We start from the raw sequence: 9,930 nt of genomic DNA on the forward strand, positions 1-9,930 counted from the left end.
ACAAGAAGATTTTTTTATTTACTATAATATCGATATAAATAGAAAAAACACAAACCATTTAGAAAATTATTTATAAACTAATTGGAATTACCATATAATTACTTTATCATTTATCTCGCTTTTGAGATAAATGATAAAGGTATAAAAGAAATGAAGCTATTTTCATATTGTTACGGTCTTTATATAGGACAAAATAGAATGGCATGGATTATGGTTAGATATGTGAGAGAATGGATGGATTTAACAGTGGAAATAAGTGGGGAATAAGCGTAATATATCGATCATGAATGAAATGGGCGTGTATATCGAGCATATAGAAATAGGGGGAAGGTCGCACTTAAAAAAAGGAGACTAGAACATGTTCGGGAGAAAGAAAAGAAAGCCATTAAAACAATTAATTACACATAAAGAGCCTAAATCGCGTATTGCAGAGCAATACCGCAACATTCGTACGAATATTGAATTTACATCTGTAGATAATCATATGCGTTCTCTTATTGTCACTTCAGCAGATCCAGGTGACGGAAAGACGACGACAATTGCAAACTTAGCAGTTGTTTTCGGTCAACAAGGAAAGAAAGTTTTAGTAATCGGAGCTGACTTACGTAAGCCGACGATACAAAACTTATTTGCAATTCATCATTCAAATGGATTAACGAACGTATTATTAGGACAAGCAAAATTAATGCAATGTATTCAAAAAACAGATATAGAGAATGTATACTTAATGGGGTCAGGTCCAATACCACCAAACCCAGCAGAACTGTTAGGAAATCGAGTAATGGACGAGGTATTACTAGAAGCATATAACATGTTTGATATTATTTTAATAGACACACCGCCAGTTCTTGCGGTTACCGATGCACAAATACTTGCGAACAAATGTGATGGAGTCATACTTGTCGTGCGTAGTGAAAAAACAGAAAAAGATAAAATATTGAAAGCAAAACAAATATTAGACAAGGCATCTGGTAAACTACTTGGTGTCGTTTTAAACGATAAAAGAGAAGAAAAAGAGCAATATGGCTATTACTAAAATAACAATAAAGTGAGTCAATAAGGAATACTTATTGGCTTTTTTAAATTTTTCTGAAATTTATTATTGCATTATGCGAAAGCCATGACATAAAGGAAATTTTGGGAAATCGATGGAATGTGTTGTCATATTTAAGATTATTTTGTAATATTATATGTGTTTGCTATGAACTAATATAAAATAAATTACTAAATAAAAAATATAAGATAATATGTTATAATTTTTCTTATGTGCAAATTGTAGAAAGTTGGAGGAACCTATGGAAGAAACAATTAGTTTGAAAGAGTTATTTCATATTTTAAAAAAACGTTTAGCAATGATCCTCGTAATCGCCTTTGGTGCAGCTATTGTAAGTGCTATCATTAGCTTCTTCTTCATGACACCAATCTATCAATCTTCGACGCAAATTCTTGTTAACCAGAAGAAACAAGATGGAGCAATGATTCAAGCGGGTGAAATTCAAACGAATATTCAATTAACGAATACATATAAGGTTATTATTAAAAGCCCAGCAATCTTAGATCAAGTGAATGAAAAATTAAATTTAAAGATGACAGCACAAGCTTTAACAGAAAAAGTTAATGTAGCAAATGAAAAAGATTCACAGGTTATTTCTGTTACGGCTGAGGACAAAGATCCCAAAGTAGCTCGCGATATTGCCAATGTAACTGCAGAAGTATTTAAAGGTGAAGTTGCAAAAATTATGAGTGTGGATAACGTAACTGTATTATCGAAAGCAGAAGTTGGGGAAAATCAATCTCCGATTAAACCACGCCCAATGTTAAATATAGCAATCGCTTTCGTTGTTGGTTTAATGGCTTCAGTTGGCCTTGCATTCTTACTAGAATACTTAGATAACACGGTGAAAAAGGAAGAAGATGTAGAAAATTTACTTGGCTTACCAGTGTTAGGTATTGTTGCTCGTATGGATGAAGAAACAACGAACGTGAAATCACACGCTCCATCATCAAGAAAAGTGAGGGGACAAACAATTGGCTCTTAATTTATTTAAAAAGAAAAAGAATCATCGTCAACGTCGTCAATTAATTGCTCATCAACAACCAAGATCACCAATTTCAGAGCAATATCGTAATATTCGAACGAATGTTGAGTTTGCATCTGTTGATACAAACTTACATTCGTTAATGGTAACATCTGCGAACCCAAGTGAAGGGAAAACAACAACGACAGCGAATATGGCAGTTGTTTTTGCTCAACAAGGGAAGAAAGTATTATTAATTGATGCAGATATGCGTAAACCAGCGATGCATCAAATGTTCCAAGTAGATAATATTTTCGGATTAACGAATGTATTAACGCACAGTGAACGTTTAGAGAAATGTGTACAAACGACAGCAGTTGAGAATTTGAGTTTTCTAGCTTGTGGTCCAATCCCACCAAATCCAGCTGAATTGTTAGGTTCAAAATCAATGCAAGAACTTCTTGCTCAAGCGTATAGTATGTACGATTTAGTTATTTTCGATTTACCACCTATTTTAGCTGTTACAGACGCGCAAATTATGGCGAATGTATGTGATGCTTCTATTCTTGTTGTGCGTAGTGAATCGACAGAGAAAGAGTCTGCAGTAAAAGCAAAAGGATTATTAGAATCAGCAAAAGGTAAATTGTTAGGTGTTGTTCTGAATGACCGTGAACGTGAACAAGGCTTATATTATTACTACGGTGCAAACTAATTAAAAAAGTGAGATATGTTAGAAACATATCTCCTTTTTTCCCTTGAATATGAGATGTCTCATATTCAAGGGAAAAAAGATTTAATATGAGGGCGGGAGGATGAAAAGAATGATTGATTTACACTGTCACATTTTATCTGGTATCGATGATGGTGCACAAACAGTAACAGATAGTTTAGCGATGGCGCAACAAGCTGTGGCAGAAGGAATACATACAATCGTCGCAACACCACATCATCAAAATGGAAAATACGTAAATGAGCGTACTTCCATTATTCATCAAGTGAAGAAATTAAATGATGAACTACAACAAAATGAAATTCCACTGAAAATTTTACCAGGGCAAGAGGTCAGGTTATATGGTGATTTATTAGAAGACTATGAAGCTGGTAAAATCGTTACTTTAAACGAGACAAATAAATACATATTCATTGAATTTCCGTCTAATCATGTACCCCGTTATGCAGAACAGTTATTATACGAATTACGTGTAAAGGGAATGATTCCAATTATTGTTCATCCAGAACGTAATGCAGAGTTAATTGAGCGTCCAGATAAGTTATACAACCTTGTAAATAAAGGGGCATTAACGCAAGTGACGGCAGGTAGTTTACTTGGGAAGTTCGGTAAAAAAATTAAAAAGTTTTCATTACAACTCGTTGAACATAATTTAACGCATATGATCGCATCAGATGCACATAACACAACGTCAAGAGGATTTCATTTAGCAGAAAGCTACGAATTAATCGGAAAAGAATTTGGAATGAATGTTATGAGTGATTTAAAAGAAAATCCGTATTTATTAATTAGCGGGAAAGCAATTTATAAAGAAGATCCAGAACAAATTCGTCGTAAAAAATTGTTTGGTATTTTTTAATTGAAGAGCTTTGGTGATGCCTCCTAACCGTTATCAATGGGGGCACTCGGTTGTGCTGTGGGTAGAAATTTTTATTTCGAACCTACCTTAGACGCTTGTCGTCGGGAGTATGGCGTGAGGTTGGGTTAGATGCCCATAATTTATTTATAATAAAAACTCTACCTATGAAGTTATAAATATGAATTTATAGGTAGGGTTTTTGTTATTGCTATATCGTAATGAAAGATTATTTATGGGGGGAAAAAATTGAGAAAAGTAAAAAAAGCGATAATTCCAGCTGCTGGTCTTGGAACGAGATTTTTACCAGCAACGAAAGCGATGCCGAAAGAAATGTTACCAATCGTCGATAAACCGACAATTCAATACATAGTAGAAGAAGCGATTGAATCAGGGATTGAAGATATTATTATTGTTACTGGAAAAGGAAAGCGTGCAATTGAAGACCATTTTGATCATTCTTTTGAGTTAGAACAAAACCTTTTAGAAAAAGGGAAATATGAAATGCTTGAAAAAGTACAAGCTTCTTCAAAAATTAATATTCATTACATAAGACAGAAAGAACCAAAAGGTTTGGGACATGCAGTATGGTGTGCGCGTAAATTTATTGGAAATGAGCCATTTGCAGTATTACTTGGTGATGATATTGTACAAGCAGAAACACCATGTTTACGCCAATTAATGGACCAGTATGAGGCTACCCAGTCTTCAGTTATTGGTGTACAAACGGTACCTGAAAATGAAACGCATCGTTATGGCATCATTGATCCAATTGAACAAAATGATCTTCGTTATCAAGTGCGTCAATTTGTAGAGAAACCAACAGAAGGCACAGCACCATCAAACCTAGCGATTATGGGGCGTTACGTATTAACACCAGAAATTTTTAGATTCCTTGAAAATCAGCAAACGGGTGCTGGTGGAGAAATTCAATTGACAGATGCAATCCAATGTTTAAATGAAATTCAACGTGTATTTGCATATGATTTTGAAGGAACACGTTACGATGTGGGTGAAAAGGTAGGATTTATTAAAACTACTATCCAGTTTGCGTTAAATAATAAAGAATTAAAGGATGAAATTTTAGAATTTATGAAATCGAAATTGAAAAATAGATAAGGAGTGAAAAGTTTGGGCGAGCCAGAGTTAAAAAATACATATGTAATTCAAAAAGAGGCGACTATTTCTCAACCAGGGCGTATGCATTTCTTTTTGAAAAGAGTTATGGATATAGTAGGTGCTGTAATTGGCCTTATTATTTTTTCTCCCTTTTTTATTGTAATCCCAATTATGTATCAGTTCGGTGATGCAAAAGGTCCTGTGTTTTTTAAGCAAAAGAGAATAGGTAAAGAAGGAAAAGAATTTTATATATATAAGTTTCGTTCTATGGTAGTTGATGCTGAGAATAAATTAAAAGCAAATCAGGAATTATATGATAAATACTTAAGGAATAACTATAAGTTGGAACCATCTGAGGATCCGAGAATTATGAAAGTCGGAAACTTTTTAAGAAAAACTAGCTTGGATGAATTACCACAATTTATTAATGTATTAAAAGGGGAAATGAGTTTAGTTGGTCCTAGGCCAGTATTGAATGAAGAATTAAAAGAATATGGTGAGAGAGTAGAAGAATTTTTATCTGTTAAACCAGGAGTAACGGGATATTGGCAAGTAAGCGGAAGGAGTAATGTGGGTTATCCTGAGAGGGTAGATTTAGAATTATACTATGTATATAATCAAACAATCTATTTTGATATAAAAATAATAATTATGACGGCTATAAACGTAGTACTAAAAAAAGGCGCGTATTAAAATTAATATATCTATATATGTGTAGAAATATGGAGGTAGGAATATGAAAGGAATTATTTTAGCTGGTGGAAGTGGAACTAGACTGTATCCTATTACAAAAGTAGTATCCAAGCAGTTACTTCCAGTTTATGATAAGCCAATGATATATTATCCATTGTCTGTGTTAATGTTAGCTGGTATTAAAGAAATATTAATTATTTCAACTCCTGAAGATCTCCCAAGATTTGAACAATTACTAGGGAACGGGCAGAGTTTTGGGATTTCCTTGCAATATGCGGTTCAAGAAGAACCTAATGGCTTGGCAGAAGCATTTATTATAGGTGAAGAGTTTATTGGAAATGATTCGGTGGCATTAATACTTGGAGATAATATATTCTTTGGACCAGGTTTTACAACGGTTTTACAAAAGGCTGCGAAAAGAGAAATAGGAGCTACAGTCTTTGGATATAGAGTTAAAGATCCAGAACGATTTGGGGTAGTTGAATTTGATGAAAATCAAAATGCAATCTCAATAGAAGAGAAACCTAATGTTCCTAAATCAGAATTTGCAGTTACTGGCCTTTATTTTTATGACAATAAGGTTGTAGAAATTGCTAAAAATATTCAACCATCTTTAAGAGGTGAATTAGAGATTACCGATATTAATAAAGCGTATCTAAAGAGTAATACATTGAAGGTGGAATTACTTGGGAGAGGATTCGCGTGGTTAGATACAGGGACACATGATTCTTTAATTGAGGCATCTACTTTTATCGAAACAGTTGAAAAAAGACAAGGATTTAAAGTGGCTTGTTTAGAAGAAATTGCATATAGAATGGGATATATTTCAAAATATCAATTGATGGAATTAGCGCAACCTTTAATAAAAAATGATTACGGACGTTATTTATTAGATATTGCTTCAGAGAGACAAAATACAGTTTATTGGAACATGGAAGGTGTAGTGTGAAGATGGAAACAATTTTAGTTACAGGTGGCGCTGGATTTATTGGCTCAAATTTTATTCCTTATTTTTTAGAAAAGTATTCAAAATATAGAATTGTCAACATTGATTTACTAACATATGCAGGGGATTTAAGCAATTTAAAGGAAATTGAAGGGCATAAGAATAGTATTTTTATTAAAGGTGATTTAAGGGATAAAGATTTTGTTAAATCATTATTTAAAACTTATGATATTCGACATGTAATTCATTTCGCAGCAGAATCACATGTAGATAACTCAATTAAAAATCCTTTAGTCTTTGCAGAAACAAATGTACTAGGAACTTTAAATTTATTAGAAAGTGCAAGACAGCATTGGATGGATAAACCCTTTAAGTATAAAGAAGGATATATGAGTTCGCGCTTTCATCATATCTCAACTGATGAAGTATATGGTACTTTAAATGAGGAAGGGTATTTTTCTGAAGCGACGCCTTATGCGCCTAATAGTCCGTATAGTGCTAGTAAAGCGGGATCAGATTTATTTGTAAGAAGTTATTTCCATACATATGGGATGAATGTAGTTACTACAAATTGTTCAAATAATTATGGACCAAAACAGCATGATGAAAAGCTTATTCCAACCTTGATTCGTAAGGCCCTTAATGGCGAAAGATTACCTATTTATGGTGATGGTAAAAACGTAAGAGATTGGTTATATGTATTAGATCATTGCCAGGCAATTGATTTGGTATTTCATGAAGGAAGAACTGGTGAAACATATGTAGTTGGTGGAAACAATGAAAAAACAAATATGGAAGTTGCGGAGACAATTTGTCGGATTTTAGATAAAATGTATCCCAAAGAGAAGAGTTATTTTAATCAAATAGAATTTGTTGCTGATCGTCCAGGGCACGACTTCCGTTATGCAATTGATGCTACTAAATTAATGAAAGAGCTTGGATGGAAACCTGAAGAGACTTTTGAAACAGGAATTGAAAAAACGGTTAATTGGTATATAGAAAAATATTTAAAGAATTGAGGTGCGTTTGCATGGAGGCAAAATTATTTGATTTTCCAATCATGAAAGATGAACGAGGCGCATTAATAGCTTTAGAGGAAAATGACACCATCCCCTTTAATATTAAACGAGTTTACTATATTTATGATGTGAAAAGTGAACTTAGAAGAGGGTATCATGCACATAAGGATTTAAAACAGGTTTTGATAGCTATAAGCGGATCTTGTAAGGTTTTATTAGACAACGGCGATCAGAAAAAAGTTTTTGAATTAGATTCTCCTGCTCAGGGACTATATGTTGATAAATTGATTTGGCGAGAAATGTATGATTTTTCAAATGACTGTGTGCTGATGGTTCTAGCTAGTGAACTGTATGATGAGGAAGATTATTTAAGGAACTATGAAGAGTTTTTATCATACACAGGGAGTAAAAGTTATGTGTAATAATAAATATTTTAAGCATGAACAGGCACTTGTAGAATCTGTTGAAATTGGAGATGATACAAGGATTTGGGCTTTCACACATATTTTAGCAGGAGCAAAAATTGGACGAAACTGCAACATTAATGATCATACATTTATTGAAAATGATGTTGTACTTGGAGATAATGTAACAATTAAATCTGGAGTATATATTTGGGATGGTGTGAGGTTGGAAAATAGTGTATTTATAGGTCCTAATGTTACTTTTACAAACGATTTGACACCACGCTCTAAGAGATATCCTGATAGTTTCGAAGCAACGATTGTAGAGGAGTATGCATCTATCGGTGCAAATTCGACTATTATTGCTGGAAATAAAATAGGAAAGTATGCAATGGTTGGAGCGGGTTCTGTAGTAACAAAGGATATTCCACCTTATACATTATGGTATGGAAATCCGGCTGTATTTAAAGGTCACGTATGTGAATGTGGTGAAAAATTAGATTGTAATTATATTTGTTCAGTTTGTAAAAAAGATTTGTCAAAAATAATTAAGGGTGGTGCGTAAAAGGTGATACCATTTTTAGATTTAAAACAAATAAATTTGCAGCATAAAAATGAAATTGAAGAAGCGATGAAGCGTGTATTAGAAAGCGGATGGTATATTCTAGGGAAAGAAGTAACTGAATTCGAAGAAAAATTCGCAGCATACTGTGGTACAAAATATGCTGTTGGTGTGGCAAACGGATTGGATGCTTTAATTTTAATTTTGAGAGCATATGGAATAGGAGAGGGGGATGAAGTCATTGTACCTGCTAATACATATATAGCGAGTATTTTAGCCATTTCCGCAAATGGAGCAACTCCTATTTTAGTTGAACCTCAAGCTGAGACGTTTAATATTAATCCGCAAAAAATTGAGGGAAAAATCTCTTCAAAAACAAAGGCTATTATGGCGGTTCATTTATGCGGACAAGCTGCCAATATGGATGCAATTAATAAAATTGCGGAAAAATATAATTTAAAAGTAATTGAAGATGCAGCTCAAGCACACGGAGCTATTTACAATGGGAAGCGGACCGGTAACTTAGGAGATGCTGCTGGGTTTAGTTTTTATCCAGGTAAAAATTTAGGTGCTCTGGGAGACGGTGGAGCTATTACAACTAATGATAGTGCATTAGTTGTAAAAATTAGAGCTTTACGAAATTATGGTTCGCATGTTAAATATGAAAATTTATTTAAGGGCATGAATAGCCGTTTAGACGAATTACAGGCTGCCATTTTGAATATAAAATTAGGCCATTTGGATAAACAAAATGAACATAGAAGAAAAGTTGCCGAATACTACCTTAATAATATTAAGAACCCTAAGATTGAACTACCTGTAGTAGAAAACTGTGATAGAGAATCTCATGTATGGCATTTATTTGTTGTTAAAACTGGTAAAAGAGCAGACTTACAACAGTTTTTACAAGAAAATGGAGTTCAAACTATGATTCATTACCCTATTCCACCACATAAACAAGAAGCGTATCAAGAGTGGAGCAATTTAAGTTATCCAATTACTGAAAATATCCATGAACAAGTTTTAAGCTTACCAATCTCTCCAGTTATAAGTATGGAAGAAGTAGAAAAAGTTGTTGAGAAAATTAATCAATATTAATTTCGTAGAGAGTAGAATATTATGAACTTATTGAAGACGAGTTTTTTATCTGGGATAGCAACAATAATTAAAATGTTTTCCAATTTAATTATAAATAAAATTATAGCGGTTTATATAGGACCTACTGGAATTGCCTTAATTGGGCAATTCCAAAATATTCTTAATACATTGGTAACGCTTGGATCAGGTGGAGTTACAGCAGGAGTTACAAAATATGTAGCTCAGCATGTAGATAATAATAAGTTAAAAAAACGTTATATAAGTATTAGTCTCTTTATTACTATCTTCTGTTCAATATTTACGGGAATAGTAATTTTTATTTTAAAGGACTGGTTGACATTAAAAGCTTTTTCAGATCTTAAGTATAGAAGCATCTTTATAATACTGAGTGTATCTATTTTATTTATTAGTTTAAATAACTATTTATTAGCTTTATTAAATGGTTTGAAGAAAATCAAAGTATATATTTTAATAAATATTTTAAG

At 33.1% G+C, this 9,930-nt stretch carries 11 protein-coding genes and 1 pseudogene; all 12 read left to right on the top strand.

The genetic code is table 11. The features are described from left to right. Window positions 1–358: 358 nt before the first annotated feature. Window positions 359–1,036: a CpsD/CapB family tyrosine-protein kinase gene (locus tag V7038_RS10160; RefSeq protein ID WP_335470031.1), complete on the top strand. Its 678-nt coding sequence runs from the start codon at window positions 359–361 to the stop codon at window positions 1,034–1,036. Between the two features lie 259 nt (window positions 1,037–1,295). After that, window positions 1,296–2,039: a YveK family protein gene (locus V7038_RS10165; protein ID WP_335470033.1), complete on the top strand. Its 744-nt coding sequence runs from the start codon at window positions 1,296–1,298 to the stop codon at window positions 2,037–2,039. Continuing rightward, window positions 2,029–2,730, top strand: a complete 702-nt coding sequence (locus V7038_RS10170) for a CpsD/CapB family tyrosine-protein kinase (RefSeq protein WP_335470037.1) — start codon at window positions 2,029–2,031, stop codon at window positions 2,728–2,730. The genes V7038_RS10165 and V7038_RS10170 overlap by 11 nt, the downstream gene beginning before the upstream one ends. Window positions 2,731–2,839: 109 nt before the next feature. Continuing rightward, window positions 2,840–3,607: a tyrosine-protein phosphatase gene (locus V7038_RS10175; RefSeq protein WP_335470039.1), complete on the top strand. Its 768-nt coding sequence runs from the start codon at window positions 2,840–2,842 to the stop codon at window positions 3,605–3,607. A gap of 246 nt (window positions 3,608–3,853) precedes the next feature. After that, on the top strand, window positions 3,854–4,723 hold the full coding sequence (galU, locus tag V7038_RS10180) for a UTP--glucose-1-phosphate uridylyltransferase GalU (RefSeq protein WP_335470041.1): 870 nt from the start codon (window positions 3,854–3,856) through the stop codon (window positions 4,721–4,723). Between the two features lie 81 nt (window positions 4,724–4,804). Beyond that, on the top strand, window positions 4,805–5,416 hold the full coding sequence (locus V7038_RS10185; protein WP_335470056.1) for a sugar transferase: 612 nt from the start codon (window positions 4,805–4,807) through the stop codon (window positions 5,414–5,416). A 43-nt stretch (window positions 5,417–5,459) separates the two neighbouring features. Next, a complete protein-coding gene (rfbA, locus tag V7038_RS10190) occupies window positions 5,460–6,365 on the top strand; it encodes a glucose-1-phosphate thymidylyltransferase RfbA (RefSeq protein WP_335470043.1) in 906 nt (301 codons plus the stop codon). Between the two features lie 2 nt (window positions 6,366–6,367). Next, window positions 6,368–7,381 carry a dTDP-glucose 4,6-dehydratase gene (gene rfbB / locus V7038_RS10195; RefSeq protein WP_335470045.1) on the top strand — a complete coding sequence of 338 codons (1,014 nt, stop codon included), beginning with the start codon at window positions 6,368–6,370 and terminating at the stop codon, window positions 7,379–7,381. Window positions 7,382–7,392: 11 nt separating this feature from the next. After that, a complete protein-coding gene (locus V7038_RS10200; protein ID WP_335470046.1) occupies window positions 7,393–7,803 on the top strand; it encodes a sugar 3,4-ketoisomerase in 411 nt (136 codons plus the stop codon). Beyond that, window positions 7,796–8,350: an acyltransferase gene (locus V7038_RS10205; protein WP_335470048.1), complete on the top strand. Its 555-nt coding sequence runs from the start codon at window positions 7,796–7,798 to the stop codon at window positions 8,348–8,350. The genes V7038_RS10200 and V7038_RS10205 overlap by 8 nt, the downstream gene beginning before the upstream one ends. A 3-nt stretch (window positions 8,351–8,353) precedes the next feature. After that, window positions 8,354–9,445, top strand: a complete 1,092-nt coding sequence (locus tag V7038_RS10210; protein WP_335470050.1) for a DegT/DnrJ/EryC1/StrS family aminotransferase — start codon at window positions 8,354–8,356, stop codon at window positions 9,443–9,445. Window positions 9,446–9,466: 21 nt separating this feature from the next. Continuing rightward, window positions 9,467–9,930 (top strand): annotated as a pseudogene (locus V7038_RS10215) (O-antigen translocase); the annotation flags it as partial.

Source organism: Bacillus sp. JJ783, assembly GCF_036963225.1.
In the GTDB taxonomy this organism is placed as follows: domain Bacteria; phylum Bacillota; class Bacilli; order Bacillales; family Bacillaceae_G; genus Bacillus_A; species Bacillus_A cereus_U.